General features: G+C 66.1%; 30 protein-coding genes. 14 read left to right on the top strand and 16 right to left on the bottom strand.

Going from position 1 to position 25,987, the window contains the following annotated elements; translation table 11 throughout:
- Positions 1-2: 2 nt before the first annotated feature.
- Entirely contained in the window at positions 3-404 is a 402-nt protein-coding gene (locus LRC39_RS01670) for a nuclear transport factor 2 family protein (protein ID WP_346296131.1), read from the bottom strand.
- Between LRC39_RS01670 and LRC39_RS01665 the strand changes: the two genes are divergently transcribed.
- On the top strand, positions 403-765 hold the full coding sequence (locus tag LRC39_RS01665) for a winged helix-turn-helix transcriptional regulator (protein WP_346296130.1): 363 nt from the start codon (positions 403-405) through the stop codon (positions 763-765). The genes LRC39_RS01670 and LRC39_RS01665 overlap by 2 nt on opposite strands.
- A 17-nt stretch (positions 766-782) precedes the next feature.
- Here the strand turns inward: LRC39_RS01665 and LRC39_RS01660 are convergent, their stop codons facing one another.
- A complete protein-coding gene (locus LRC39_RS01660) occupies positions 783-1,982 on the bottom strand; it encodes a penicillin-binding protein activator (protein WP_346296129.1) in 1,200 nt (399 codons plus the stop codon).
- Between the two features lie 217 nt (positions 1,983-2,199).
- Between LRC39_RS01660 and rsmI the strand changes: the two genes are divergently transcribed.
- The 9 genes from rsmI to LRC39_RS01615 all read left to right on the top strand — a co-directional run bounded on the left by rsmI (position 2,200) and on the right by LRC39_RS01615 (position 11,240).
- The gene (rsmI, locus tag LRC39_RS01655) at positions 2,200-3,156 is read left to right on the top strand and encodes a 16S rRNA (cytidine(1402)-2'-O)-methyltransferase (protein WP_346296128.1); all 957 of its coding nucleotides are present in this window, start codon (positions 2,200-2,202) and stop codon (positions 3,154-3,156) included.
- Complete coding sequence (locus LRC39_RS01650; protein ID WP_011155891.1) at positions 3,143-3,535, top strand: YraN family protein; 393 nt, start codon at positions 3,143-3,145, stop codon at positions 3,533-3,535. The genes rsmI and LRC39_RS01650 overlap by 14 nt, the downstream gene beginning before the upstream one ends.
- 72 nt (positions 3,536-3,607) lie before the next feature.
- Entirely contained in the window at positions 3,608-4,549 is a 942-nt protein-coding gene (gene gshB, locus LRC39_RS01645; RefSeq protein ID WP_346296127.1) for a glutathione synthase, read from the top strand.
- 216 nt (positions 4,550-4,765) lie between these two features.
- The gene (rpaR, locus tag LRC39_RS01640) at positions 4,766-5,497 is read left to right on the top strand and encodes an HTH-type quorum sensing-dependent transcriptional regulator RpaR (RefSeq protein ID WP_107353903.1); all 732 of its coding nucleotides are present in this window, start codon (positions 4,766-4,768) and stop codon (positions 5,495-5,497) included.
- Between the two features lie 85 nt (positions 5,498-5,582).
- On the top strand, positions 5,583-6,239 hold the full coding sequence (gene rpaI, locus LRC39_RS01635) for a 4-coumaroyl-homoserine lactone synthase (RefSeq protein WP_346296126.1): 657 nt from the start codon (positions 5,583-5,585) through the stop codon (positions 6,237-6,239).
- Positions 6,236-6,460, top strand: a complete 225-nt coding sequence (locus tag LRC39_RS01630; RefSeq protein WP_107342556.1) for a hypothetical protein — start codon at positions 6,236-6,238, stop codon at positions 6,458-6,460. Before rpaI ends, LRC39_RS01630 begins: the two co-directional genes overlap by 4 nt.
- Before the next feature lie 99 nt (positions 6,461-6,559).
- Positions 6,560-8,098, top strand: coding sequence for a YifB family Mg chelatase-like AAA ATPase (locus LRC39_RS01625; RefSeq protein ID WP_346296125.1), 1,539 nt, complete (start codon positions 6,560-6,562; stop codon positions 8,096-8,098).
- A 126-nt stretch (positions 8,099-8,224) separates the two neighbouring features.
- A complete protein-coding gene (locus tag LRC39_RS01620) occupies positions 8,225-10,129 on the top strand; it encodes an ATP-binding protein (protein WP_346296124.1) in 1,905 nt (634 codons plus the stop codon).
- A 160-nt stretch (positions 10,130-10,289) separates the two neighbouring features.
- Complete coding sequence (locus LRC39_RS01615; RefSeq protein WP_346296123.1) at positions 10,290-11,240, top strand: GNAT family N-acetyltransferase; 951 nt, start codon at positions 10,290-10,292, stop codon at positions 11,238-11,240.
- Positions 11,241-11,385: 145 nt separating this feature from the next.
- Here the strand turns inward: LRC39_RS01615 and coaA are convergent, their stop codons facing one another.
- The 7 genes from coaA to hisB form a co-directional block, all read right to left on the bottom strand.
- A complete protein-coding gene (gene coaA / locus LRC39_RS01610) occupies positions 11,386-12,342 on the bottom strand; it encodes a type I pantothenate kinase (RefSeq protein WP_011155883.1) in 957 nt (318 codons plus the stop codon).
- Positions 12,343-12,416: 74 nt separating this feature from the next.
- Positions 12,417-12,740 (bottom strand): phosphoribosyl-ATP diphosphatase, encoded by a 324-nt coding sequence (locus LRC39_RS01605; RefSeq protein WP_011155882.1) that lies wholly within the window; start codon positions 12,738-12,740, stop codon positions 12,417-12,419.
- A 53-nt stretch (positions 12,741-12,793) separates the two neighbouring features.
- A complete protein-coding gene (gene hisF, locus LRC39_RS01600; RefSeq protein WP_011155881.1) occupies positions 12,794-13,561 on the bottom strand; it encodes an imidazole glycerol phosphate synthase subunit HisF in 768 nt (255 codons plus the stop codon).
- A 10-nt stretch (positions 13,562-13,571) separates the two neighbouring features.
- Entirely contained in the window at positions 13,572-14,309 is a 738-nt protein-coding gene (gene hisA / locus LRC39_RS01595) for a 1-(5-phosphoribosyl)-5-[(5-phosphoribosylamino)methylideneamino]imidazole-4-carboxamide isomerase (RefSeq protein WP_346296122.1), read from the bottom strand.
- The gene (gene hisH, locus LRC39_RS01590) at positions 14,306-14,956 is read right to left on the bottom strand and encodes an imidazole glycerol phosphate synthase subunit HisH (protein ID WP_346296121.1); all 651 of its coding nucleotides are present in this window, start codon (positions 14,954-14,956) and stop codon (positions 14,306-14,308) included. Before hisH ends, hisA begins: the two co-directional genes overlap by 4 nt.
- Positions 14,953-15,474, bottom strand: coding sequence for a DUF2628 domain-containing protein (locus tag LRC39_RS01585; RefSeq protein WP_346296120.1), 522 nt, complete (start codon positions 15,472-15,474; stop codon positions 14,953-14,955). Before LRC39_RS01585 ends, hisH begins: the two co-directional genes overlap by 4 nt.
- A 27-nt stretch (positions 15,475-15,501) precedes the next feature.
- The gene (gene hisB, locus LRC39_RS01580; protein ID WP_107342551.1) at positions 15,502-16,095 is read right to left on the bottom strand and encodes an imidazoleglycerol-phosphate dehydratase HisB; all 594 of its coding nucleotides are present in this window, start codon (positions 16,093-16,095) and stop codon (positions 15,502-15,504) included.
- A gap of 187 nt (positions 16,096-16,282) precedes the next feature.
- Between hisB and hslV the strand changes: the two genes are divergently transcribed.
- Genes hslV through hslU form a run of 3 tightly spaced genes read left to right on the top strand, consistent with a single transcriptional unit; the run spans position 16,283 to position 18,803 of the window.
- Positions 16,283-16,852: an ATP-dependent protease subunit HslV gene (gene hslV / locus LRC39_RS01575; RefSeq protein WP_011155876.1), complete on the top strand. Its 570-nt coding sequence runs from the start codon at positions 16,283-16,285 to the stop codon at positions 16,850-16,852.
- Entirely contained in the window at positions 16,849-17,460 is a 612-nt protein-coding gene (locus LRC39_RS01570; protein ID WP_346296119.1) for a DUF2585 domain-containing protein, read from the top strand. The genes hslV and LRC39_RS01570 overlap by 4 nt, the downstream gene beginning before the upstream one ends.
- A gap of 41 nt (positions 17,461-17,501) precedes the next feature.
- Positions 17,502-18,803 carry an ATP-dependent protease ATPase subunit HslU gene (hslU, locus tag LRC39_RS01565; protein ID WP_012494055.1) on the top strand — a complete coding sequence of 434 codons (1,302 nt, stop codon included), beginning with the start codon at positions 17,502-17,504 and terminating at the stop codon, positions 18,801-18,803.
- Between the two features lie 335 nt (positions 18,804-19,138).
- Here hslU and LRC39_RS01560 read toward each other — a convergent pair whose 3' ends face one another.
- Genes LRC39_RS01560 through LRC39_RS01550 form a run of 3 tightly spaced genes read right to left on the bottom strand, consistent with a single transcriptional unit; the run spans position 19,139 to position 21,907 of the window.
- The gene (locus LRC39_RS01560; protein ID WP_346296118.1) at positions 19,139-19,723 is read right to left on the bottom strand and encodes a Smr/MutS family protein; all 585 of its coding nucleotides are present in this window, start codon (positions 19,721-19,723) and stop codon (positions 19,139-19,141) included.
- A 5-nt stretch (positions 19,724-19,728) separates the two neighbouring features.
- The gene (locus LRC39_RS01555) at positions 19,729-21,222 is read right to left on the bottom strand and encodes a murein transglycosylase A (protein ID WP_346296117.1); all 1,494 of its coding nucleotides are present in this window, start codon (positions 21,220-21,222) and stop codon (positions 19,729-19,731) included.
- A complete protein-coding gene (locus LRC39_RS01550; RefSeq protein WP_107353894.1) occupies positions 21,200-21,907 on the bottom strand; it encodes a Tim44/TimA family putative adaptor protein in 708 nt (235 codons plus the stop codon). Before LRC39_RS01550 ends, LRC39_RS01555 begins: the two co-directional genes overlap by 23 nt.
- 463 nt (positions 21,908-22,370) lie before the next feature.
- Here LRC39_RS01550 and secB point away from each other — a divergent pair, with 463 nt between their 5' ends.
- Positions 22,371-22,844, top strand: coding sequence for a protein-export chaperone SecB (secB, locus tag LRC39_RS01545; protein WP_011155870.1), 474 nt, complete (start codon positions 22,371-22,373; stop codon positions 22,842-22,844).
- 79 nt (positions 22,845-22,923) lie between these two features.
- Here secB and dnaQ read toward each other — a convergent pair whose 3' ends face one another.
- The 4 genes from dnaQ to LRC39_RS01525 form a co-directional block, all read right to left on the bottom strand.
- A complete protein-coding gene (gene dnaQ / locus LRC39_RS01540) occupies positions 22,924-23,622 on the bottom strand; it encodes a DNA polymerase III subunit epsilon (RefSeq protein ID WP_346296116.1) in 699 nt (232 codons plus the stop codon).
- Positions 23,623-23,657: 35 nt separating this feature from the next.
- The gene (coaE, locus tag LRC39_RS01535) at positions 23,658-24,257 is read right to left on the bottom strand and encodes a dephospho-CoA kinase (protein ID WP_346296115.1); all 600 of its coding nucleotides are present in this window, start codon (positions 24,255-24,257) and stop codon (positions 23,658-23,660) included.
- 96 nt (positions 24,258-24,353) lie between these two features.
- Entirely contained in the window at positions 24,354-24,962 is a 609-nt protein-coding gene (locus LRC39_RS01530; RefSeq protein ID WP_107353891.1) for a Maf family protein, read from the bottom strand.
- Entirely contained in the window at positions 24,959-25,798 is an 840-nt protein-coding gene (locus tag LRC39_RS01525; protein WP_107342542.1) for a pyruvate, water dikinase regulatory protein, read from the bottom strand. Before LRC39_RS01525 ends, LRC39_RS01530 begins: the two co-directional genes overlap by 4 nt.
- Positions 25,799-25,987: the final 189 nt, after the last annotated feature.

Here is a 25,987-nt window from a genome sequence, read left to right as displayed (position 1 = left end):
GACTATGCGCCGATCTCGAGCGATGTGATGCCGTCCTCGCCGAGACCGAACCGATAGGTCAGCCGCGCGGGACTGCCCGGAAAATCGCCCGCGACGCGGGCCGTCACGATCGCGGTCTGTGCGGCCCGTTCGATCGTCAGTGGCTCCATCTGCATCTGATACTTGTCGAGTGCCGCGCGCTTCCAGGCCGCGATCGCTTCGCGCCCACGATGGATCTTGCCCTCGTCGCGGACCTCGGCATCGGCGGCGAAGGCCGCTGCAACATCCTGCACCGCCCGTGCATTGGAGGCGACGAAATAGGCTTCGATGGGTGCCGGAAGGGAAACCGTCATGGGGACCTCGCTCAACTCTCGAAAGCGCCGCAGGATTGCGACGTGACAGAGCTGGCAATAGGCTGCGGCCATGGCAAGAACGCACCAAAAGGTCGGTGACTTACCTCGAAGTAACCCAGCGCACACGCCGCTGACCGCCGCGCAGGGAATCGCGGCCGGCTTCCGGCTACTCGAGGGGCGCTGGAAAATCCTGATCCTGTTTCATCTGTTCGGCGGCCGCGTCTTGCGGTTCTCCGAACTGGAGCGCTCAATCCCCGACGTTTCGCAGAAGATGCTGGCCCAGCAACTCCGGCAACTGGAGGCCGACGGCATTGTGGCCCGAACGGTGTATCCGGAAGTGCCACCGAGAGTGGAATATCACCTCACCGATTGGGGGCAGTCGCTTTGCCCTGCGCTCGACGCCCTGCTGGGCTGGGTGGAGCAGAAGCCCTGAGGCGCTGACGTAGGTTGTCAGGCGCCGAAGCTCTTCGGCGAACCGGCAACGGCCTGCGCACCGCCGCTGGCGACCTTCATCACCGCGAGGCCGCGCTCGTTGGTGCCGTCGGCCCTAAACCTGAACAGCCCGTCGATGCCGGCGAAGCCGGACGGATTGGTCAGCGTTTCGGCGGAGAACCGCTGCGGGCCCTGGGTGCGGGCGAGCGCCGCCACCAGCGCGACGCCGTCATAAGCAAGCGTGGCGGTGCGAACGGGGTCCTGGCCATAGCGGGCGCGATAGCGGCCCGAGAACGCCCGGAAGCCGGACGGATCGGGAGCCGCAAACAAGCCACCTTGCAGGGCCTGCGTGGCGAACACCCGCGGATTGTCCCACAGCCCGGTGCCGAGCAGCTGCACCCGCTTCAGATCCGCGCCGGCAGCCCCGAGCGCGTCGGCCACCGCGGCCAGCGCGTCGCCATCATCGGCGAGCAACAGCGCATCGGCACTGGCAAGAGAGGCCGCGATGGTCCGCGCCGGACCGGCACGGTCGGCACCGTATTTTTCGAACGCGACGATGCGGCCGCCCTTCTGGCTGGTGATCTGCTTGAACGCAGCTTCGACCACCGCGCCGTAGGCGTTCTCGGGCAGCAACGCCGCATAGGACCGCTTACCGATGCTGCCGGCATAGCCGATGATGCGATTGACGTCGGACTCCGGCAGGAAACTCAGCAGAAACACGCCGCGACCGGCGACACTGGAGTCGGTCGAGAACGCGATCACCGACACGCCGCGGGCGCGGGCCGCCTGCGCCGCAGCCGGCACCGATTGGGCGAACAGCGGACCGAGAATGATCTCCGCGCCTTCGTCCAGCGCCTGCTGGGTCGCGGTCTGTGCACCGGTCGGATTGCCGGCGTCGTCCTTGATCAGGAGCTGAACGTCCGGATTGCGGAATTCGGCGAGCGCCATTTCGGCGGCGTTCTTCATCGACTGTGCGGCGAGCCCGGCGTTGCCCGGCGCCGACAACGGCAGCACCAGCCCGACCTTGACCCGGCCGTTGCCGACCGCAGCCGGCTGCTGCGCCGGCCCGGCGGCAGGCTGTTGCTGGCCGAACTGATCGCTCAGGCTTTGCTGGACGCCCGAGCAGGCGCTCAGCAGCGGCGCTCCGAGGAGCAGGCCCAGCGCGGTGCGGCGGGTGGTTCGCAACGGTTTCGTGTGTGGATCGTGCAAGCTTGCCATGCCATCTCTTGCAGCGGTCCGGCGGGCTGCCGGATCCCGTGTCGTCCTCCGTACGATCGGCCTTTCGGCCTTTGACGGAAGATTTCATCACAATGTCGGCCAATGAATAACCGGGCCAAAAGGTTTATGCTCATTAAGAGCGCCGGACAAATCACCGTGCCGTCGTTTTCAACCTTTCCTCTGCCATCCTGCCTCCAGGCCGATCAAGTTAGTGACGATGCGCGTCAAACCAGAAATTTCAGCACCGCCGCCCGCAGCCGCGGAACCGGAGGCACGAACGTTTCTGGTCGCCGGCCAACGTCTGCTCGCTCCGCGCATCGCACCGGGACTGCATCTGGTCGCCACCCCGATCGGTCACCTCGGCGACATCACGCTACGTGCGCTGGAAACGCTCGCCGGTGCCGATCTGATCGCGTGCGAAGATACACGAATTACCCACCGCTTGCTCGAACGATATGGCATCTCGGCGCGGCTAAAGCCGTACCACGAGCACAATGCCGCGCAGGCGCGACCGAAGCTTTTGGAAATGCTGGCGCAGGGCCAGTCGGTCGCGCTGGTCTCCGATGCCGGTACGCCGCTGATCTCCGATCCCGGCTACAAGCTGGTGCGCGAGGTGTACGCCGCCGGACATCAAGTGATCGGACTACCCGGCGCGTCGGCCGTCTTGGTTGCCCTGTCGCTCGCCGGCCTGCCGACCGACCGTTTCTTCTTCGACGGCTTTCTGCCTTCGAAACAGGGAGCCCGCCGCACGCGGCTCGGTGAGCTGGCGGCGATCGACGCGACGCTGGTGCTGTTCGAGGCCGGCAGCCGGATTCAGAACTCGGTACATGATCTTGCCGACCTGCTCGGTGCGACGCGCGAGGCGGCGATCTGCCGCGAACTCACCAAACTGCATCAGGAGGTACGACGCGCCACGCTCGGCGAGCTCGCCACGCAGGCCGACACGATGGAGACGCGCGGCGAATTCGTCGTGGTGATCGGGCCACCCGATCCGGCCTCACGGGTGATGAGCGATGACGACCTCGACCGCTGGCTGAACCAAGCTCTGACTCGCCACAGCGTCAAGGACGCGGTCGCGCAGGCGGTCGAACTCTCCGGCCGTCACAAGCGCGAGATCTACGCGCGCGCATTGGAGCTGTCGCGGCAGCGCGAGGCCGACGATGGCGAAGACTGATCGTTCGCAGCCCTCCGTGCTGGCGCGCATCGCAGCGTTTCGCACCGGGCTGTCGGCTGAAGCCAGCGCGGCGGATTATCTCGAACGACAAGGCTACCGGATCCTGGCGAGACGCTTCAAAACCCGCTGCGGCGAAATCGATCTGGTGGCGCAGCGCGACGCGCTGGTGGCGTTCGTCGAGGTGAAGGCGCGCGGCAATGTCGACGATGCCGCCTACGCAGTGACGCCGCGGCAGCAGAGCCGCATCGTTGCGGCCGCCGAAGCATGGCTGAGCCGGCATCCCGAACACGCGATGAGCGAGCTGCGCTTCGACGCCATCCTGATTGCCCCCAACACAGCGCCGCGGCACTTGCCCGGCGCGTTCGACGCCACGCCATGAGCCCGGCTGCTTGACCAAGCCGCCGCCACCCCGCATCGTCACCGCCGCTCTGCCAACTCCGGAACACACGACATGACATTGAAGGTCGCCGTCCAGATGGACCCCATCGCGCGCATCAACATCCGCGGCGATTCGACGTTCGCGCTGCTGCTCGAAGCGCAGGCTCGCGGCCACGCGATCTCGTACTTCACGCCCGACAAACTGTCGCTGCGCGGCAACGACGTCGTCGCATCAGTACAGAGCCTGAAAGTGCGCGATCAGGAAGGCGATCACTTCACCCTGGGCGAACCGATCCGCGTCGATATGCGTAGTTACGACGTGGTGCTGCTGCGGCAGGATCCGCCGTTCGATCTCGCCTACATCACTTCGACGCATCTGCTCGAGCGGATTCATCCGGCGACGCTGGTGGTCAACAATCCGGCCAGCGTGCGCAACGCGCCGGAGAAATTGTTCGTGATGGACTTTGCCGAGCTGATGCCGCCGACGCTGATCAGCCGCGACAAGGATGAGATCAACGCCTTTCGGGCCGAGCACGGCGCGGTGGTGATGAAGCCGCTGCACGGCCATGGCGGCGCGGCGGTGTTTCGGGTGCTGCCGCAGGACATCAATTTCGGCTCGCTCTACGACATGTTCGCGGTCACGTTCCGCGAGCCGTGGGTGATCCAGCGCTTCCTTCCCGAGGTGAAGCACGGCGACAAGCGGATCATCCTGGTCGACGGGGAATTCGCCGGCGCGGTCAATCGCGTGCCGGCTGAAGACGATCTGCGCTCCAACATGGTCCGCGGCGGCGCCGCGGCGGCAACCGAATTGTCGCCGCGCGAGCGCGAGATCTGCGCGACACTCGGGCCAAAGCTGCGTGAGCGCGGGCTGTTATTCGTCGGTATTGACGTAATCGACGGCTACCTGACCGAAATCAACGTGACCTCGCCGACCGGTATCCGTGCGGTGGCACGGCTCGGCGGGCCCGACATCGCGGCGAAGATCTGGGACGTGATCGAGGCCAAGCGCGCCTGATCTGCCGCCAAAGAGAGACCAAGCAACGACGCCCTTGCCAGTCGGCAAAGGTGGCCGCACAACTACGGAGATCGTCCACTATGCGGACGCTCACGGGAGCTGTCGGAATATGGACGCGTGGTGAATACGGCAACGGTAAGCTAATGATGTCGGGACGGGCGGCGGCTGGCACATGACCCCGCTGTTCCTGGTAATGGGATCAGAGGTAGCGGCGGTATGATCGTCGGCGAAGATCAGCATTGGGGACGGCGGGCGCTGGAATTCGTCGATTCCGTCGAGCGGCTCGAGGCGCCAGCGCTGATCAGCCGGTTCGAATCGATGATCGCGAGCTGCGGTTTTACCGCCTACATCATGGCCGGCCTGCCATCGCGGAACGCCGGGCTGCCCGAACTGACGCTGGCGAACGGCTGGCCGCGTGACTGGTTCGACCTCTATGTGAGCGAGAACTTCAGCGCGGTCGATCCGGTGCCGCGTCATGGCGCCACCACGGTTCATCCTTTCGTATGGTCCGAGGCGCCTTACGACCGCGACCGCGATCCGGCCGCCCACCGGGTGATGACCCGCGCGGCCGAGTTCGGACTGGTCGAAGGCTACTGCATTCCGCTGCACTACGACGACGGCAGCGCCGCGATCAGCATGGCCGGTCGGGAGCCGGATCTCAGCCCGGCGGCGCGCGGCGCGATGCAGCTGGTCAGCATCTACGCGCATAGTCGGCTGCGCGCGCTCAGCCGGCCAAAGCCGATCCGGCGCAACCGGCTGACCCCGCGGGAGTGCGAGATCCTGCAATGGGCGGCGCAGGGCAAGACCGCCTGGGAGATCTCGGTGATTCTCTGCATCACCGAGCGCACCGTGAAATTTCATCTGATCGAAGCCGCCCGCAAGCTCGACGCCGCCAACCGCACCGCCGCGGTCGCCAAGGCATTGACGCTCGGATTGATCCGTTTGTGACCTGTCCGATCGGACAGTAGTTAGGTTCCCGTTCGCACCTGCACTGTTCCCGCCTGCAGACCCACTGCAGGAGGGGAATTTCATCATGCAGGTTCATGTCATCCGTCGGGAGAACCGCGCGCTCTATGCCGGTCTGCTCGACAAGTACTTCCGCATCCGTCACCAGATCTACGTCGTCGAGCGCGGCTGGAAGGAGCTCGATCGGCCGGACGGCCGCGAGATCGATCAGTTCGACACCGAGGACGCCGTGTATCTGCTCGGCGTCGACAATGACGACATCGTCGCCGGCATGCGGATGATGCCGACCACGTCACCGACGCTGCTCAGCGACGTCTTCCCGCAGCTCGCATTGGCCGGCCCGGTGCGGCGGCCGGATGCCTACGAGCTGTCGCGGATCTTCGTGGTGCCGCGCAAGCGCGGCGAACATGGCGGCCCGCGCGCCGAAGCCGTGATCCAGGCAGCCGCGATGGAATACGGCCTGTCGATCGGCCTGTCGGCCTTCACCATCGTGCTGGAGACCTGGTGGCTGCCGCGGCTGGTGGACCAGGGCTGGAAGGCCAAGCCACTCGGCCTGCCTCAGGACATCAACGGCTTCTCGACCACCGCGGTGATCGTCGACGTCGATGACGACGCCTGGGTCGGGATCTGCAATCGCCGCGCGGTGCCCGGCCCGACGCTGGAATGGCGCGGGCTCGAAGCCATCCGTCGTCATTCGCTTCCGGAATTCCAGGTGATTTCATGAACGCCCCCTCCAAACCACGCGGCGCCCGGCCGATCACGCTGAACCCGCCGCTGAAGCAGCACGCGGTCTGCATCGACGCGCTGGCCTCGACCATCAACCGCGCCATCGAGCAGGCCGAAGAGCTCGGCATCTCGTCGGCAGTCCAACTGCTGATGATGGCGCGGCTCGAGGTCGACCTGACCGAAATCGCGCTCGAAAGCCGCACCAAAAACAGTGCCTGACACCGCGCCGGCGGGCGAATGCCCGCCGGCTTGTTCCCTTAATGTTCTTGCGCAGGGACTGCGCCGCGGTTAGCCTCGTTGCTCTGCGGAGAGGGCGTTATGGTCCAGCACGTATCCACCGTAGCGTTCGAAGGCATCGAGGCGCGCAGCGTCGACGTCCAGGTCCAGGTGTCACCCGGACTCCCGGCCTTCGCCATGGTCGGGCTGGCCGACAAGGCCGTGTCGGAAGCGCGCGAACGGGTGCGATCGGCGCTGATCGCCTCGGGCCTGGCGCTGCCGGCGCGGCGGATCACCGTCAATCTCGCTCCCGCCGATCTGCCCAAGGAGGGCAGCCATTACGATCTGCCGATCGCGCTCGGCCTGATGGCGGCGATCGGCGCCATCCCGGCCGACGCGCTCGAAGGCTTCACGGTCCTCGGTGAGCTCGGGCTCGACGGCTCGATCGCGCCGGTGGCCGGCGTCTTGCCGGCCGCGATCGCCGCCAATGCGCGCGAGCACGGCCTGATCTGCCCGGCGGCCTGCGGCTCCGAAGCAGCCTGGGCGAGCCCCGACATCCAGATCATCGCGGCCAGCTCCCTGATCCAGATCGCCAATCACTTCAAGGGCTCACAACTACTCGGGCGGCCGCAGCCGCGGGTCCGGGAAGCCGAAGCGTCGATGCTCGACCTGCGCGACATCAAGGGCCAGGAGAGTGCCAAGCGCGCGCTCGAAATTGCCGCGGCCGGAGGACATCACCTCCTGATGATCGGGGCGCCGGGGGCCGGCAAATCGATGCTGGCGGCACGGCTGCCCTCGATCCTGCCGCCGCTGTCGCCGGCCGAGCTGTTGGAAGTCTCGATGATCGCCTCGGTCGCCGGCGAAATCCGCGATGGCGCACTGACGGCGCGCCGGCCATTCCGCGCACCGCACCACTCCGCCAGCATGGCGGCGCTGACCGGCGGCGGCATCAAGGCGCGGCCGGGCGAGATTTCGCTGGCGCATCAGGGTGTGCTGTTTCTCGACGAGCTGCCGGAGTTCGATCCGCGCGTCCTGGATTCGCTGCGCGCACCGCTCGAAACCGGCGAAGTCGCCGTGTCGCGTGCCAATCACCGCGTCACCTATCCGGCGCGGGTGATGCTGGTGGCGGCGATGAACCCGTGCCGCTGCGGCCACGCCTTCGAACCGGGCTTTGCGTGCAAGCGCGGCCGGATCGATCGCTGCACCTCGGACTATCAATCCCGCATCTCCGGTCCGCTGATGGACCGCATCGATCTGCGGATCGAAGTGCCGGCGGTGAGCGCCGCAGACCTGATACTGCCGCCACCGGCCGAAGGCTCGGCTGAAGTCGCGGCGCGGGTGGCCGCGGCGCGCGAGGTGCAGCGGACACGCTACGCCTCGATCGGGCTGCCGCAGGTCCGAACCAATGCGGAAGCGCCGGCCGCGGTGCTGGAGACGACGGCACAGCCGGATTCGGCCGGGCTGAAACTACTGCACGAGGCCGCCGAAACCATGCGGCTGTCGGCGCGCGGCTATCACCGCGTGCTGCGGGTCGCCCGCACACTGGCCGATCTCGGCGGCTGCGACCGCATCGGCCGCGTCCATCTGGCCGAAGCGTTGTCGTATCGCGCGTTGGCCGACGATCAGCGCCGCGCGGCGTGAGCGCCGTTAACGCGCTATCAACTCTGTTGGCAGCACCGACGCCGTCCTGCGCTACTTTCAACCGGATGGCAGCACCCCAAGCGCATGTTTCTGCGTTGCCGGACAACGGCAAATGGTGGAGCGGCGATGGCGGGAAAGCTGCGGATCAGGTCGAGGCTGCGTCTGTTGGCGCGCCGGCATCCGCGCATCGCGATGGCGGGCCGCGCCGTGACGGCGTTTTCCGCCGGGTTCGGCGGTGCCTACGGGTTGCTGTTCGGCAGCGGGCCGGAGATCTCCGGCTACGATCCGCATGCGTTTGCGATCGGCACCAGCTTCCTGTTCGCCTTGGCCTGCCTGGCGCTGGCGATCCAGACGATGCGGCTGCGGCGGATGCGGAGCCGCCTGCGCCTGCTCACCGATCTGCGTGACACAGCGACAGCGAGCCCGCGGGAGCACGGCGGCCAAAATGCCGTGACTGGACTTCGCGACAGCGCGGGGGCGGACAGCCGCGCAAAGTCGCGGCTGCTGGCGATGGCATCGCACGAAATCCGCACCCCGCTGAACGGCATCATCGGCATGAGCCGGTTGTTGCTCGATACGCCGCTCAGCCCCGAACAGGCGACCTACGCCAAGGCGGTGAAGACCTCCGGCGAGGCGCTGCTGGCACTGACCGACGAACTCCTCGATTACGCACGCGTCGAGGCCGGCAAGATCGAACTCGACGCAAAGCCGTTCGCGCTCGGCGGGCTGATCGAAGACGTGGCCGAACTCCTGGCGCCGCGGGCACAGGCGCGCGGGCTCGAGATTGCCGCCGATGTCGACGAACGGCTGCCGGCGTGGCTGATCGGCGACGCGGCCCGGCTGCGGCAGGTCCTGCTCAATCTGTGCGGCAACGCCATCAAGTTCACCGAATCCGGCGGCGTGGCGCTGATCGCCGAGCCGGGCGAGGCCGGCGAATTCCGTGTGATCGTCCGCGACACCGGAATCGGGATTGCGGCGGAAGCCCAGGCGCGGATTTTCCGCGAGTTCGAACAGGCCGACGCTGGCATCGCCCGCCATTTCGGCGGCACCGGGCTCGGCCTCAGCATCAGCGACCGCATCGTCACGGCGATGGGCGGTCGCATCGCCCTCGACAGTCAGCCGGGGCAGGGGTCGACCTTCACCGTCACGCTGCCGCTCGTCGCTGCCGAAGACGATCCCGCCGCGACCTTCGCGCCGCCCGATCTACACGGCAGTTCGGTGATGATCGTCTCGCCGCACGGTGTCGAAGCTTCGCTGGCCGCCCGGCGGCTGGGACGCTGGGGCGCCCAGACCTGCCTGTGTGATGACATTGCCGCCGCGACGACACGTTTGCCGGAACGAGGCTGGCACGCGGTGCTGATCGATCATGCGTTCGGTTCGGACGCGATCGAGACTCTGGCGCGCGCGGCTCAGCCGCGCGCGACCCATCGCCTGGTGATGCTGACCCCGGCGGCACGGCAGGAGCTGTTACCGACTCTTCCGGCCGCATTCACCGGCTATCTGGTGAAGCCGCTACGCGCCGCCTCGCTGGCCACACGGCTCGGGACACCGGTCGAGGTCGCGGCGCCGAGTATTGCAGACGGCGATCCGCCGACGCTGCAACATATGCCGTCAGCCATCCCGGATAAGCCGCTCGCCATCCTGGTCGCCGAAGACAACGACATCAACGCGCTGCTGATTCGCGCGCTGCTGCACCGACTCGGTCATCACGCTGAAATCGTCGGTGACGGCCGCGGTGCCGTCGAGGCGTGGGGCGCTGCTGACAAGACTGGCAAGCCATTCGATCTGGTGCTGATGGACGTGCAGATGCCGATGCTCGATGGGCTGGAGGCGGCCCGTCAGATCAGGACGCAGGAAGCCGAACGCGCAAGGCGGCGGGTGCCGATCCTGGCACTGACGGCGAACACGCTGGCGGAGGATCGCGAAGCCTGTTTGGCGGCCGGGATGGATGGCTTCCTGATCAAGCCGGTCGATCCCGACAAGCTCGCCGACATCCTGGCGAACGTGGACGCCGCGCATCAAACCGCCTGACACGGCAAGTAAATACCGAACGCGGCTGCTAACAACAAAGTCAGCCGCAATGTCATCGTTCGGCAATCATCGCGTCACATCGCTGTTGAACGGTCATGATTGTTGGTGCGATCAGGCCGCGGCGATTCCGTTTCGGGACGGGTGCGGTCGCGAGGACGCCATGCACACCGACCATCTCGCCCGTTCGAAGAAATTCATTAAGCTGCTGCGCCCGGAGACCGCCGGAGCCGCTGCGCAAACCGCAATTACTTGGTTCAAGCCTGCGCCGAAGCTGGCCGAGACCGGCAAGCCGATCGGCCCGTCGCCGGCGACGCTGGGCCGCCTCGGGCCGCTCGAGGTTCGGCTCGCGCAGACCAAGCAGGACGTCAAGCGCGCCCAGAAGCTGCGCTACCGGGTGTTCTACAAGGACGGCACCGCGATTGCCGACGCGCCGACGATGCTGGCGCGGCGCGACAAGGATGCGTTCGATCCGATCTGTGATCACCTCTTGGTGGTCGATCACGCCGCCAAGCCGTCGCTGAGCGGCAAGCAGCCGGTGGTCGGCACCTATCGGTTGCTTCGCCAGGATGTCGCCAATCGCAATGGCGGTTTCTACACCGAGAGCGAGTTCGATATCGGCAGACTGATCACCCGGCATCCGGAGCTGCGCTTTCTCGAACTCGGCCGCTCCTGCGTGCTGCCGCCGTATCGGAACAAGCGCACCGTCGAACTGCTGTGGCACGGCATCTGGACTTACGTCCGCCAGCACGGCGTCGACGTGATGCTCGGCTGCGCCAGCTTCGACGGCACCGATCCGGATCGCCTGGCGCTGCCGCTGTCGTTCCTGCACCACTACGCGCCGGCGCCGGAAACCTGGCGCGCCCGCGCACATCCGTCGCGCTATGTCGAGATGAACCGGCTGCCCAAAGAGGCGATCGATCAAAAGGCGGCGCTGCGCGAGCTGCCGCCGCTGATCAAAGGCTATCTGCGGCTCGGCGCCACGATCGGCGAGGGCGCGGTGATCGACTATCAGTTCGGCACCACCGACGTGCTGATCATCCTGCCGGTCTCGGCGATCAGCGCTCGCTACATCGAGCATTTCGGCGCGGATGCATCGCGGCACGCGGCGTAGCAGGGTTCATCCACCCGACACGTCCGTCATTGCCGGGCTGACCCGGCAATCCATCGTCTTCGAGAAAACACATCGTCGCGCGCGCTTGCGCGCGCGATGGATCCGCGGGTCAAGCCCGCGGATGACGCTGAGTAACCTGCGAGGACTACAACCTTCGCAGCGCCACCGAGTCCACCACGTGATCGGCGCCCTTCTTCAGGATCAGCGTCGCGCGCGGGCGGGTCGGCAGGATGTTGTCTTCGAGGTTGGCCAAGTTGGTCCGTTCCCAGATCGCGATCGCAGTCGCGGTCGCCTCTTCGTCGGACAGCACCGCGTAGCGATGGAAGTACGACCGCGGATCGTGGAATGCGGTGTCGCGCAGCGCCAGGAAGCGCCGGACGTACCAGTCGCGCAGCACCGGCTCATCGGCGTCGAGATACACCGAGAAATCGAAGAAGTCGGACACCACCGGCACCGCCTTGCCGTCGCGCGGCAGCCGGCCGGTTTGCAGCACGTTGACGCCCTCGACGATCAGGATGTCGGGGCGGTCGATCACCGTGAACTTGTTCGGCACGATGTCATAGGTGAGGTGCGAGTAGATCGGCGCCTTGACCTTGCGGCGGCCCGACTTGATGTCGGACAGAAAGCCGAGCAGCGCCGGCAGGTCGTAGCTTTCCGGAAAGCCCTTCTTCTGCATCAGGCCGGCGCGCTCCAGCACTGCGTTCGGATGCAGGAAGCCGTCGGTGGTGACGAGATCGACCGTCGGGCGCGGCGACCAGCGCGCCAGCAGCGCCTGCAGCACGCGCGCGGTGGTCGACTTGCCGACCGCCACCGAGCCGGCGACGCCGATGATGAACGGCATCTTGCGCTCGACCACGCCGAGGAAGCGGCGCTGCGCGTAGTACAGCTGCTGCATCGCCGCGACATGGATCGACAACAGCCGCGACATCGGCAGATAGATTTCTTCGACCTCGCTGAGATCGAGCCGGTCGTGCATCGAGCGCAGCGCCGCAACCTCGGCGGCATCGAGCGTCATCGGCGTGTCTTCACGCATGCTCGCCCATTCCGCCCGCGAGAACACCCGGTAGGGGTTGTAGTGGTGCAGATCCGACCTTGCGTCCATCTCGCGGGCCCTTCGCCTTGGTTTTGAGTGGCGGGATTTATTGTTATTGCGGCCGCTTGCTGCGGCCGATGCCGTCAGTCGCGCTTGCGCGACGCCTTTTCCTCCAAGCCCGACATCGAGGTGCGCTGCGCCAGCGCGGCCTCGACTTCCTCGAGCTTCACGCCGCGCGACTTCAGCAGCACCAGCATGTGAAACAGCACGTCGGCGGTCTCGGAGATCAGATGGCCGCGATCGTTCTCGACCGCCGCGATCACCATCTCGACCGCCTCTTCGCCGAATTTCTTGGCGCAGTGCTCGGGGCCCTTGTCGAGCAGCTTCTTGGTGTAGGAGCTCTCGCCGCCGGACGCCGCGCGGGCATCGACCGTCGCGGCGAGATCATGAAGGGTGAAACGGGCCATACGCTAACTCTGCCGGTTCTTGGTGCGAGAGTACCGCCCCTCGCCGCGTTACGCTAGGGATCGAGCCGCATCGGCAGCCCGGCCTGGACCATATGATCCTTGGCCTGACGAATGGTGTACTCACCGAAATGGAAGATCGAGGCCGCCAGCACCGCGGTGGCGTGGCCTTCGCGGATGCCGTCGACCAGGTGATCGAGGTTGCCGACGCCGCCCGAGGCGATCACCGGGACCCCGACGCTGTCGGCGATCGCCCGGGTCAGCGGAATATCGAAGCCCGACTTGGTGCCGTCGCGGTCCATCGAGGTCAGCAGGATCTCGCCGGCGCCGAGCGACACCACTTCCTGGGCGAACTCGATCGCGTCGATGCCGGTGCCCTTGCGGCCGCCATGGGTGAAGATCTCCCAGCGGTCGCGGCCCGGCACCCGCTTGGCGTCGATCGCCACCACGATGCACTGATCGCCGAACTTCTCGGCGGCTTCCTTGACGAACTCACGCCGCGCCACCGCGGCTGAGTTGATCGAGACCTTGTCGGCACCGCTGCGTAGCAGCGTCTTGATGTCGTCGACGGTGCGGACGCCGCCGCCGACTGTCACCGGCATGAAGCAGGCTTCAGCCGTCCGCCGCACCACGTCGAGCATGATGCCGCGGTTCTCATGGGTGGCGGTGATGTCGAGAAAGCAAAGCTCGTCCGCGCCGGCGGCGTCATAGGCGATCGCCGCCTCGACCGGATCGCCGGCGTCGCGCAGGTCGACGAAATTGACGCCTTTGACGACTCGGCCATCTTTGACGTCGAGGCAGGGGATGACGCGGACCTTGAACATCGCGGCGTCCTTACGCGGCCTTGGCGGCGCCGATCAGCGCCAGAGCTTCGGCCGGATCGAGCCGGCCGTCGTACAGCGCCCGCCCGGCGATCGCACCTTCGAGCTTGTTGGCGCGCGGGCTGAGCAGCGTCTTGACGTCTTCGATCGAGGCAAGACCACCCGAGGCGATCACCGGGATCGAAATCGCCTCGGCCAGCGCGATGGTCGCGTCCCAATTGATGCCCTTGAGCAGGCCGTCGCGGGCGATGTCGGTGAAGATGATCGCGGCCACGCCAGCGTCTTCGAAGCGTTGCGCGATATCCAGCGCGGTGACTTGCGAGCTCTCGGCCCAGCCCTCGACCGCGACCTTGCCGTCGCGGGCGTCGAGGCCGACCGCGACGCGGCCCGGAAACGTCTTGGCGGCTTCCTTCACCAGCGCCGGATCGCGCACCGCGGCGGTGCCGATGATGACGCGGGCGATGCCCTTGGACAGCCAGGCTTCAATGGTCTTGAGGTCGCGGATGCCGCCGCCGAGCTGCACCGGCATCTTGACCACCTTCAGCATCGCTTCGACCGCCTGGGCGTTCATCGGCTTGCCGGCGAAGGCGCCGTCGAGATCGACCACGTGCAGATACTGAAAGCCCTGGGCCGCAAAGCTCTGTGCCTGCGCGGCGGGATCGAGATTGAACACGGTGGCGCGCGCCATGTCGCCCTGTTCGAGCCGCACGCACTGGCCGTTCTTGAGATCGATCGCGGGGAAGAGAATCACGGCTTCCACTTCAAAAAGTTCGAGATCAGCGCCAGGCCGAAGCGCTGGCTCTTCTCGGGGTGAAACTGAGTCCCGATCGCGGTGTCCTTGCCGACCACAGCGGTGACCGGCCCGCCGTAATCGGCGCGCGCCAGCACGTCGCCTTCGTGTTCGGCGGCGAGGTGGAAGGAGTGCACGAAGTAGGCGTGCAGGCCCTTCGAACCGAGCGGCAGCCGGTCCAGCACCGGGTGCTCGCGGACCTGATCGAGCGTATTCCAGCCCATATGCGGGATCTTCAGATCCTCGCGATTGGGCGCGATCTTGACGACGTCGCCAGCGATCCAGTTGAGCCCGTCGGTGGTGACGTGCTCCTTGCCGCGGGTCGCCATCAACTGCATGCCGACGCAAATGCCGAAGAACGGCCGGGCCTTGACCCGCACCGTCTCGTTCAGCGCCTGGACCATACCGTCGATCGAATCCAGCCCCTTGCGGCAGTCGGCGAAGGCGCCGACGCCGGGCAGGACGACGCGGTCGGCCCGAAACACCTGGTCCGGATCGCGGGTCACGAGGATCGGTTCGGGGTTTTCCATGCTCCGCGCCGCGCGCTCGAACGCTTTCGCCGCCGAGTGCAGGTTGCCGGAGCCGTAGTCGATGATCGCGACGCTCATCGCGAGCCTCCGGGATTCGGGAACGAGCCGAAGATGTCGCCATGGATCGACGACGCGGGCAGCGGAATGCTGCGCGCCGGCGGCGGCGCGCCGCGGTCGACCGGAAGGGTGAAGCTGATCGGCTGCGGCTGGCCTGCGACCCAGCGATCGAAGAACCGCCGTTCGGCGATCTCGCGGTCCTCGCCGACCGCGACGCCGACGGACTGCCAGCCGCGGCGGGCCAGGGTCCAGCGCCACAGGCTGCCGGCTTCGAGCCCGAGCAGGCTGGCGAGCAGCAGCGCAACCACGAAACGGGTGCCGCTTCCGGCATGCAGCGCCGTGAGCGCCACTGCGGAGGCGGCGATCACCACCAGATAGCCGAGCGTCGCCAGCCAGAGCCGGCGATACAGCAGCCAGAATGGGCCGAACACGAAGGCCCAGACGTAGAATCCATCGCGGACAAAGCGGAATTGATCGGGCGCAGCCTGCTGCAGCTCGTCATCGTCCGCCCGCGGGGCATGAACAGTGAACACCGGCATGGACTTGTCTCCGCCGCCCGACGGCGATTAGCCGCCGAGCTGCCCCTTGGTCGAGGGCACTTCGCCGGCCGTCTTGGGATCGATCGCGACCGCCGCACGCAGCGCCCGGGCCAATCCCTTGAAGCAGGATTCGGCGATGTGATGGCTGTTCTCGCCATATAGGGTCTCGACGTGCAGAGTCACGCCCGCGTTCATGGCGAAGGCCTGAAACCACTCTCGCACCAGCTCGGTGTCGAATTCGCCGATCTTGTCGCGCGGGAAGTCGGCCTTGAACACCAGGAACGGCCGGCCCGAGACGTCGACCACGACCCGGGTCAGGGTCTCGTCCATCGGCATGAAGATACTGGCATAGCGGCTGATGCCCGCCATGTTGCCGAGCGCCTGCTTCACCGCCTGGCCGAGCGCGATGCCGACGTCCTCGGTGGTGTGGTGGAAGTCGACATGGAGGTCGCCCACCGCCTTGACGGTGATGTCGATCCGCGAATGCTTGGCGAGCAGATCGAGCATATGGTCGAAGAAGCCGATCCCGGTGGCGGCGTTGGCCACACCGGTGCCGTCGAGGTCGACCGTGACTTCGATGTCGGTCTCCTTGGTCTTGCGCTTGATCGTCGCCGTGCGCATGAAGCGGGCTCTCCGGTAAAAACGCCGGTCTTTTAACAGGCCGGTGACACCTTCGCTACTGCGCCAGCTGCGGAGCGGGGCCGATCTTCGTCCTATGGTGAGCGGATTGGCCGCTCCGGCGGCCTCCCGGAGAGCAATTGCATCGCCGCCCGGCCGTGCCTAGATCAGCGCTCGCGAAAGGAACTCCATGGCACCTCATAGCTCTTCGGCAGACGCCGGCCCCCCGGTCTGGCACGGCACCACCATTCTGACCGTGCGCAAGGGCGGCAAGGTCGTGATCGGCGGCGACGGCCAGGTCTCGATCGGACAGACGGTGATCAAGGCCAACGCCAAGAAGGTCCGCAAGCTCGGCAAGGGCGACGTGATCGGCGGCTTCGCCGGCGCCACCGCCGACGCTTTCACGCTGTTCGAGCGGCTCGAAGCCAAGCTCGAACAGTACCCCGGCCAGCTCACCCGCGCGGCGGTCGAACTCGCCAAGGATTGGCGCACCGACCGGTATCTGCGCCGGCTGGAAGCGATGATGATCGTGGCCGACAAGGACGTGTCGCTGGTGCTGACCGGCACCGGCGACGTGCTCGAGCCCGAGGCCGGCGTGATGGCGATCGGCTCCGGCGGCAATTATGCGCTGGCCGCCGCCCGCGCGCTGATCGACACCGATCAGGACGCCGAGACCATCGTGCGCAAGTCGCTCGGCATTGCCGCCGACATCTGCGTCTACACCAACGGCAATCTCACGCTCGAGACGCTGACCGCATGAGCGCGGCCGGGGCCGAACGGCCGATGTCGTCAGTGGCCGGCCTGCCGGTCCGCTGGGCACTGGCCGTCGTCCTGGCTCTGCTGGCGGTCCAGGCGACCGCGCTGTTTGCGATGGGACGGGTGCCGATCTGCACCTGCGGCACCGTCAAGCTGTGGCACGGCGTGGTGCAGAGTTCTGAGAACTCGCAGCACCTCACCGACTGGTACACGTTCTCGCACATCATCCACGGCTTCCTGTTCTATGCCGGCACTTGGCTGCTGCTGCGGCGCTGGTCGTGGACCGCGCGGCTGATCGTGGCGACACTGATCGAAGGCGGCTGGGAGCTGGCGGAGAATTCGAGCTTCATCATCGAGCGCTACCGCGCCGGCACGATCTCGCTCGATTACTACGGCGACAGCATCGTCAATTCGGTCGCCGATACGCTTGCGATGATCTCCGGATTCCTGCTCGCACGCTGGCTGCCGGTCACCGCAACCGTCGCGATCGCGGTGCTGTTCGAAGTGCTGGTCGGCTTGCACATCCGCGACAATCTGACCCTCAACGTGATCATGCTGATTCATCCGTTCGATGCCATCCGGCAATGGCAGGCGGGACCTCCGATCATCTGACCCCGCTTGTTCCCTCGTTCGACCGACCTTACGTAGGCCCCATGACCGACTTTTCCCCCCGTGAAATCGTCTCCGAACTCGACCGCTTCATCGTCGGCCAGGCCGACGCCAAGCGCGCGGTCGCCATCGCGCTGCGCAACCGCTGGCGTCGGCTGCAGCTCGAAGGTTCCTTGCGCGAAGAAGTGCTGCCGAAGAACATCCTGATGATCGGCCCGACCGGCGTCGGCAAAACCGAGATCGCGCGGCGGCTCGCGAAGCTCGCCGGCGCACCGTTTCTCAAGGTCGAGGCGACCAAGTTCACCGAGGTTGGCTATGTCGGCCGTGATGTCGAACAGATCATCCGCGATCTGGTCGAGGTCGCGATCGCGCAGGTGCGCGAGAAGAAGCGCAAGGACGTACAGGCCCGCGCCCAAGTCGCCGCCGAGGAGCGTGTGCTTGATGCACTGGTCGGGCCCGGCTCGGGTCCGGCGACGCGCGACTCGTTCCGCAAAAAGCTGCGGGCCGGCGAGCTGAACGACAAGGAAATCGAAATCGAGACCCAGGCCGGGTCGGGCTCGCCGATGTTCGAAATCCCCGGCATGCCCGGCGCGCAGATCGGCGCGGTCTCGCTCGGCGACATCTTCGGCAAGATGGGCGGCCGCACCAAGAAGCGGCGGCTGACAGTGGCCGACTCGCACGAGATCCTGGTCAACGAAGAAGCCGACAAGCTGCTCGACACCGATCAGCTGGTGCAGGAAGCCATTGCCGCGGTCGAGAACAACGGCATCGTGTTCCTGGACGAGATCGACAAGATCTGCGTGCGCGACGGCCGCAGCGGCGGCGAAGTCTCGCGCGAAGGCGTGCAGCGCGATCTGTTGCCGCTGATCGAAGGCACCACGGTGTCGACCAAGCACGGCGCGGTGAAGACCGAGCACATCCTGTTCATTGCCTCTGGCGCGTTCCACATCGCCAAGCCCTCCGACCTGCTGCCCGAACTGCAGGGCCGTCTGCCGATCCGCGTCGAACTCAACGCGCTGAGCCGCGACGACATGCGCCGGATCCTGACCGAGCCGGAAGCCTCGCTGATCAAGCAGTATGTGGCGCTGATGAAGACCGAGGGCGTGACGCTGGATTTCTCCGACGACGCCATCGACGCGCTGGCCGATGTCGCGGTCGCGGTGAACTCCACCGTCGAGAACATCGGCGCGCGCCGGCTGCAGACCGTGATGGAGCGCGTGCTCGACGAGATCTCCTTCGTCGCCCCCGACCGCCACGGCGAGACCTTCCAGGTCGATGCGGACTACGTGAAGACCAATGTCGGGGACCTGGCCAAGAACACGGATTTGAGCCGGTTTATTTTGTAGGCGGTCATAAGGCACTTCGTTTGTTCACCGACCGCAGCTACGTAAACAAACGTCATGCGCGGGCTTGACCCGCGCATCCATCCTTCTTCGCAAGACGATGGATTGCCGGGTCAAGCCCGGCAATGACGAATTCCTATTTATGATACGCCGCAAGTAACAACAGTCCTCACCCCACCCCCTCACGTCATCGCCCCGGCTTGTCCGGGCGACCCAGTATTGCAGAGCATCTGCGTCCAAGTAACAACCTCTCTGGGAGACTGGATCACCCGCATGCGCGGGTGATGACGTTTGGAAACCGGGGCTCGTCGGCCGATGAACACCCCGTGCTTTGCGCACTAACCGCGCGCCCGTCTCACCCGCACGTACAACGCGCCTTCGCCGCCGTGGCCGATGTGGGCTTCGTCGAAGCCGACCACATAGGCGCGGAATTCGGGGAGGGCGAGCCACTGCGGCACCTGGCGGCGCAGGATGCCGCGTTCGGTATCGCCGCTCTTGCCCTTACCGGTGATCACCAGCACGAAGCCGAGCCCGTCATGACTGGCGCGCTGCAGGAAATACAGCAGCGCGTGATGCGCGCGCGCCTGGGTCATGCCGTGCAGATCGATCCGCGCGTCGATGTCCTTGCGGCCACGCGACAGATGCGCCCGTTCGCGGCGGCCCAGCGTGGCGAGCGGCGGCGGGGCGGTCGGGAGCGATGGTTTCGCGGCCCGCTTGAGCGGTTGCGGCGGCGCCACCGGCGCCGGCTTGATCGCGGGTGCAGGGACCTGCGGATCGGCAATCTCGACCTTGATCAGCCGCGGCCGGCCGCGCAGCGGTTTGATCTGACGGGCTACGCCGTCCCACAGCGCCCGCTCGTCCTCAGTCAGGCTGCGCTTGCGGCGCGACATCGGCGGGTCGAGCGGCGGGATGATGCGTTTCATCGAGATCAGCGCAGGTGGCGATGGTGCCGCGAGTGGTGGGAGCGATGCCGTTGAGCGGCCGGCCGTGACGGCGCCGTGGCCGGCCGGCTATCCGGTGTCGGGACAGTCGTGGCACCGTCTTTACCACCGGACTTCGACGGCGTCGCTGCGGGTTTGTTGGCTTTAGCGGGCGGGCGCGGCTCGGGCACCGGCAGACTGCGGGCGCGCGCAACCGGATCGAGGCTCTTCGGCACCAGCATGGCGAAGGCGATCGGATGCCGGATCCGTCCTGCGATCGCGCCCGCTTCGGTACCGGCGCCAAAATACAGGTCGGCCCGCGCCGGGCCGACGATCGCCGAGCCGGTGTCCTGGCCGATCATCAACCGCCGAAACGCTGTCTTCGCGGTCGGGGAATCGATCGGCAGCTCGCCCGTAATGAAGAACGGCGTGCCGTAGACGTGCAGCCCCTTGTCGACGGCGATCGAGCGGCCTGGAGTCAGCGGCACACCCTGGGCGCCGATCGCTTCATCGTCATCCTTCAGCTCGACCTTGCGGAAGAACACGTAAGAGCGGTTCGCCCGCCGCAGCTCCTTGGCGCCGTCGGGGTTAGCGTCCATCCAATCGCGGATGCGGTGCATCGACATCTCTTCGCGCGGGATGATGCCGCGCTCGATCAGGATGCGGCCGACCGGCGTGTAGGGGAAACCATTGTGGGCGTCGTAATTGATTCGAATCACCCGCCCGTCGGGCAGTTTGATCCGCGCCGAGCCCTGGATCTGCGCAAACAGCAGATCCGTCTGACTCTTCAGCCAGCAGATCTCCAGACCCCGGCCATCGATCGCGCCGTCTTCGATTTCTCCGCGGTCATAATACGGCACCAGCTTGCGCCGGCCGATCTTGCGAAACACTGGCCCGCCATTCGGCAAGGCCGCATCCTGCTTGTAGCCGCGAACGGACAGGTTCGACGGGCGGCGATACACCGGCACGGTGTAATCGTCGGTCTTGACCGGTGAGCCCTCGATCACCGGCTCATAGTAGCCGGTGACGAAGCCGAGCGGCTCGCCGAGACGGGAGATCTGCAGCGGCACAAAATGCTGTTCGAAGAACGCGCGAGCCTCGGCCGCGGTGGTGACGTGCGCCGAGCGCGCCGCATGACATGGCTCCCACAACGAGCCGCCGAGCGGCTTGTCGATCGAGGGCGCTCGGCCCGCCGCCAGGATCGGGCGGCAACTGACGCGGAAGGTTTTCAGCGCGGCGAGCTGATCGTCGGCGTCCCAACCAGGGACGTCCGACCAGGCGACCGGCAGATATTGGCCGCCCGGGATTTCCAGCGGCCACAGCGGATGCCGATACTTTGCGTGATGCTCGGCGAATTTCGAGACGGATCGGGCGCCAGAATGGTGATGCCGGCTGCGCGCGTCCGCCTCACTCGGCGCAGACAATAGCGCGGCTGCGAGAACGCAGCCGGCCAGGGCGGCGCGGTACGCGCCGCGTACTTCAGCTGCCGCTGCCGGTCCCAACCAGCTTCCAGTTCGGATCGCGCGAGCTCGTGTCGCGGGCGAAGGTCCAGACGTCGGTGATATCGGCGACCTTGTCGGGCGAGCCGTCGACCACGGCGCCGGTCTTGTCGCGGGTCGCCGAGATCATCTGCGATACGAACTTCAGCGTCAGCATCGCGGTGCGATCGCGCAGCTCGGCGCCGATCAGCTCGGCCTTCTCGATCGACACGAAGCGGGTCTCGACCTTCAGGTCGTTCTTCTCGCGATCCTTGATCGCCGCATCGAAGCTCTCATAGACCTCGCTCGACAGCAGATCCCGCAGCGCGCGGCGGTCGCCATTGGCGAACGCCATCACGATCATCTCATAAGCGCTCTTGGCGCCGGCGATGAAGTGCTGCGCGTCGAACGACGAATCGTTCTGGGCGATGGCGTTGAGGCCGTGCTCAAGTTCGGAGTCCGGCTCGGCGATGCCCTTCCAGCGATCGGAGGGCGGCACCACGTCCGCGTTCGGCGCCATCGGCGCCTGGTCGATCACGGTGCCGGGCATCGAAATCACGTTGGTGTCCTGCTTGCCGGGAATCATGTCCCGCGCGGCAGCGCGATCGAACGGCGGCCGTTCGCTGCCGGTGCGCTGGCCGAGCACGTTGCGCAGACGCAGGAAGATGAACACCGCGAGCGCCAGGAAGATGATGGTGTAAATATCCACGTCGCATTCACTTTCTGATCGGGCCGGGGCCTGCCGGCGCGCTTTGGTCTCCGGCCTCGCGACGCCAACGCGGCAGAGAGCCGGTTTGCACCATGTAGGCATCAACCGCGGCGCGCCAATGGCGCGTTTTGGCACAGCCGGTGGGGTTGGCAACCCCCACACAGCGATCTTTGGAGCTGTGGCCCGGCGAGCTTACGCGCTTCGCGCCCCGCCGGAAACCGGTGAGAGGCCCGAAAACCTGGCCGGTGGGCGGTTAAGGAGAGGTTTCGGCGGGCCATCCCGGGACCTTTAGGCTGTGGGCGCGGTATCCGGCACCCGCCTGCCAGGCTGCGGCCGCAGCCTCTGTCTACCTTGTGGAACGCCGGGGGCGTATGATAGCCACTCGCCAAAGCACCTGCCCATTGTTGCGACGCCCTCTGCAAGTCGGCGGCCGCCATCCAATCCGCTTCCAGGAGAACCATCGATGACCAACGGTAACGGCACGCCTCCTGAGGGTGCTCCTCCGCAACTCAATGTGCTGGCGCAGTACACCAAGGATCTGTCGTTCGAGAACCCGAACGCTCCGGCGTCGCTCGCCCCGCAGCAGCAGCAGCCGGCGATCAACATTCAGATCAATGTCGGCGCCAACAACGTCGGCGAGAACGAATACGAAGTGACGCTGTCGATCGAAGGCAAGGCCGAATCCGGCAGCAGCGTGCTGTTCAGCTTCGAGCTGGCCTATGCGGGCGTGTTCCGGGTGCTGAACGTGCCGCAGGAGAACCTGCATCCGCTGATCATGATCGAATGCCCGCGGCTGCTGTTCCCGTTTGCCCGCGAGATCATCGCCAGCGCCGTGCGCGACGGCGGGTTCCCGCCGCTGATGCTCGATCCGGTCGATTTCATCGGCCTGTATCGCCAGAACCTCGAGCGCGCCCAGCAGCAGGGCCAGCCGAGCTGATCCACTCGCCGTTCACGCTCATGACTTCTGCAATGCCCGGCCGACGCGCCGGGCATTGTCGTTTCGGGGGAAATAAAGCTCAGGCGCCGGCGGCCAGATAGTCCGGCCAGATCGCCTTGTCGCCCATGGTGGCAATGAAGGCGCGGTGGGCTTCGAGGTCGGCGTCGGTCAGCCGGTTCGGCAGCGGCACGGGTCGCTGGCGGCGACGGTTCTCGCTGGCAGCCCCAACCACCTCGGCGGGCACGTCGGCCAGAATGAGCTGCGACTGCCGGGCACCGATCAGGTCGATATAGACTTCGGCCAACAGCTCGGCGTCGAGCAATGCGCCGTGCTTGGTCCGGCGCGAATTGTCGATCGCGTAACGCGAGCACAGATCGTCGAGCCGGTTCGACACGCCCGGATGCTTGCGGCGGGCGAGCAGCAGGGTGTCGACCAGGCGATCGCGTGGCACCGGCGCACGCGACAACCGCGACAGCTCCGCATTGATGAAGCCGATGTCGAACGAGGCGTTGTGAATCACCAGCGGCGCATCGCCGATGAATTCGAGAAACTCGTCGGCCACCTGTGCGAACAGCGGCTTGTCGGCGAGGAATTCGCTCGACAGCCCATGCACCGCAAAGGCTTCAGCCGGCATGTCCCGTTCGGGATTGAGGTATTGATGATAGGTGCGGCCGGTCGGCATCCGGTTGAAGATCTCGACGCAGCCGATTTCGACCAGTCGATCGCCGCGCAGCGGATCGAGGCCGGTGGTTTCGGTATCGAGGACGATCTCACGCATCGCTTTTGATCAGGCCGTGTTGGTCGCCGCGCGAATCAATCGCGCCGGCGCGGCATTTTAGCAGCGGCCTCGAGGATTTCGCGGATCTGAAGCCGCACCGGGTCGAGTCCGTTCGAAGTATCCACCACGAAATCCGCGCGCTTGCGCTTCTCGGCATCAGGCATCTGCCGGGCCAGAATCGCATCGAGTTTTTCAGGGGTCATGTTGTCGCGCGCGAGAATCCGTTCGCGCTGCACCTCTGGCGACGTCGTCACCACCACCACCGCGTCGACGCGCTTTTCGCCGCCGGTTTCGAACAGCAGCGGCACATCGACCACCGCGACCGGTGCACCGGATGATTCGGCATCGTCGAGAAACTGCTGGTGATGGGCGCGCAGCATCGGGTGCACGATTGCTTCGAGCCGCTTCATCGCGGCCGGATCATGCACGACCTTCGCCGACAACAGCGCGCGATCGACCTTGCCGCCAACCGTGGTGCCGGGAAATGCTTCTTCGATCGCCGGCACGGCTTCGTTCTCGTAGATCTTATGCACGGTGGCGTCGGCGTCGTAGACCGGCACCCCGGCTTCGGCGAACAGTTTGGCGGTGGTCGATTTGCCCATCCCGATCGAACCCGTCAGTCCGAGCACCAGCATTCCGTCGCCTCCGTCTTTTTCTTCCGCGCGAGACGTTTCAGATCCGATCCCGATCGGTGCTGCGTCTCGCTTGTTGTTTGGTTCGTGGCCCGTGCCTCAGACCGCCAGCAGGTTCTGGCTACGCAGAAAACCGAGCAACGGCAACAGCGGCAGACCCAGGATGGTGAAATGATCGCCGTGGATGCCGTCGAACAGGTGGACCCCGAGACCTTCGATCTGATAGGCGCCGACGCTGGTGGTGGCCTTGTCGCCGACCACGTCGAGATAAGCGTCGATCTCCGCCTCGGTGAGCGGCCGCATCGTCATCCGCGCGATCGACACATCGGCAAACAACGTGATGCCGTTGCGGACGATAGCGATCGCCGAGTGCAATTCATGACGGCGGCCGGCAAGTTCGCGGAGCTGCTTGGCAGCGGCGGTGCGATCAGCGGGTTTGTTGAAACCACGGGCACCGAGCGCCAGCGTCTGATCGGCGCCGAGCACCAGGCGGCCGGGATGATGGTTGCTGACGAACGCCGCCTTCTGCTGCGCCAGCAGCGCGGCGATCTCACCCGGCGCACTGAGGCCAGATGCGTCCGCGATGCCGCGCTCATCGATGTCGGCCGGAATCGCATCGAACGGAATTCCGGCGTTGCTAAGCACCGTCTGGCGTGCGCGGCTCTGCGAAGCCAGCACCAGCGGCTGCGGCCCGAGCCACAGCGTCATTCCGGCACCTTCTGGCGCTGCCGATCGGCAAGCAGTTTCATGATCGCCGCGGCAGTCTCTTCGATCGAACGGCGGGTGACGTCGAGCAGGGACCAGCCATATTTGGCGCTGAGCTTACGCGCCAGCAGCACCTCGTCGGTCACGGCCTGGCGATCGATATAAGAGTCGTTGCCCGTACCGGCGCCGAGACTGAGAAGCCGGTTCTGCCGCACCTGGATCAAACGCTCCGGCGACGCGTGCAGGCTGACCACCAGCGGCTTCTTCAGCGTCTCGAGCTGATGCGGAATCGGAATGCCGGCGACAAGCGGCACGTTGGCGGTGCGGATGCCGCGATTGGCCAAATAGATCGAGGTCGGCGTCTTCGAGGTGCGCGACACACCGACCAGCACCACATCGGCTTCTTCAAGCCCTTCGACGTGCTGGCCGTCGTCGTGCATCATCGAATAGTTCAGCGCGTCGATGCGCTGGAAATATTCGGCATTGAGCGTGTGCTGCGCACCGACGCGGCCCATCGTCGACGCGCCGAGATAGGCTTCGAACAGCTGCATCACCGGACCGATGATCGACAGGCTTGGGCTGTTGATCTCCTGGCATTTCGCCTCGAGCCGGGTGACCAGCTCGGTCTCCAGCAGCGTGAACAGGACGATGCCGGGCGCTTCCTCGATCTCCTGCAGCACGCGATCGAGCTGCTTCTGGCTGCGCACCAGCGGATAGACATGCTCGACCGGGGTGACGTTGGCGTATTGCGCCGTCACCGCACGCGACACCGTGATCAGAGTTTCGCCGGTCGAGTCCGAGACCAGATGAAGGTGAAAGTAGCTGCCGTCGGTCAGCATCGTAGCCCTGTGTAACCTGTGAACAACGGGGCGAGAATCGCACCAAAGCTGACCCCCAGCCGTCGCGGTCGGGATAACCCGGCTTTTTCTTCACAGGCGTCGGGTGAGAGAAGCATTTCGGGATGGCAGTGAGGTTAGCGGGTGAATGTGGATTTGTCTCTCGGTAATGCGGCGACGATCCGGCGCAAC

The sequence above is a fragment of the Rhodopseudomonas sp. P1 genome (assembly GCF_039642825.1).
In the GTDB taxonomy this organism is placed as follows: domain Bacteria; phylum Pseudomonadota; class Alphaproteobacteria; order Rhizobiales; family Xanthobacteraceae; genus Rhodopseudomonas; species Rhodopseudomonas palustris_H.
This window is presented reverse-complemented; position numbering and strand designations above follow the sequence as displayed.